At 69.5% G+C, this 285-nt stretch carries 1 pseudogene; it reads left to right on the top strand.

Annotated features, from left to right (window positions below):
- Positions 1-285: pseudogene (locus R6V09_RS54325) on the top strand (crotonyl-CoA carboxylase/reductase); the annotation flags it as partial.

Genomic DNA, 285 nt, shown 5'->3' with positions numbered 1-285 from the left:
ACGGGCACAACGACACGATGCTCGACCCCGAGCAGCGGATCTGGGGCTTCGAGACCAACTTCGGCGGGCTCGCCGAGATCGCACTGGTCAAGTCCAACCAGCTGATGCCCAAGCCGGACCACCTGTCGTGGGAGGAGGCCGCTGCCCCGGGCCTCGTGAACTCCACCGCCTACCGGCAGCTGGTCTCCCGCAACGGCGCCGGCATGAAGCAGGGCGACAACGTCCTCATCTGGGGCGCGAGCGGCGGACTCGGCTCGTACGCCACGCAGTTCGCGCTCGCGGGCG

It is taken from the genome of Streptomyces sp. W16 (assembly GCF_033194735.1).
GTDB lineage: Bacteria > Actinomycetota > Actinomycetes > Streptomycetales > Streptomycetaceae > Streptomyces.
Note: the sequence above shows the minus strand (reverse complement) of the source record. Positions and strands in the feature narration are given on the sequence as shown.